Genomic DNA, 214 nt, shown 5'->3' with positions numbered 1-214 from the left:
CCACAGCTTACGGCGGCAACCTTGCGCGTCTGGACGACCCGGTAAACGGCTACAAACCGCACATCCACTCCCCACTCGACTCCGGCGGACTTGCGACCTATCTTGAAGAATCTCTGGGTTCCACGCAGGCCTTCGGCCCCTATTCAGCAGAGCAGGCAGTGGCGTTCAGTCGCCAAGGCGCCGTTCACCATGAGAATCAGCGTTATTCTCAAGC

At 59.3% G+C, this 214-nt stretch carries 1 protein-coding gene; it reads left to right on the top strand.

Features of this window, described 5'->3' with window-relative positions; all coding sequences use genetic code 11:
* On the top strand, positions 1-214 hold a 214-nt coding region (locus tag A3709_RS24615), incomplete at both ends, for a hypothetical protein (RefSeq protein ID WP_231871221.1).

Origin of the sequence: Halioglobus sp. HI00S01, from assembly GCF_001635445.1 — a bacterium.
GTDB classification, from domain to species: Bacteria; Pseudomonadota; Gammaproteobacteria; order Pseudomonadales; family Halieaceae; genus Halioglobus; species Halioglobus japonicus.
The sequence above is the reverse complement of the archived record's forward strand: the minus strand, read 5'-3'. Positions and strand labels throughout refer to the sequence as shown.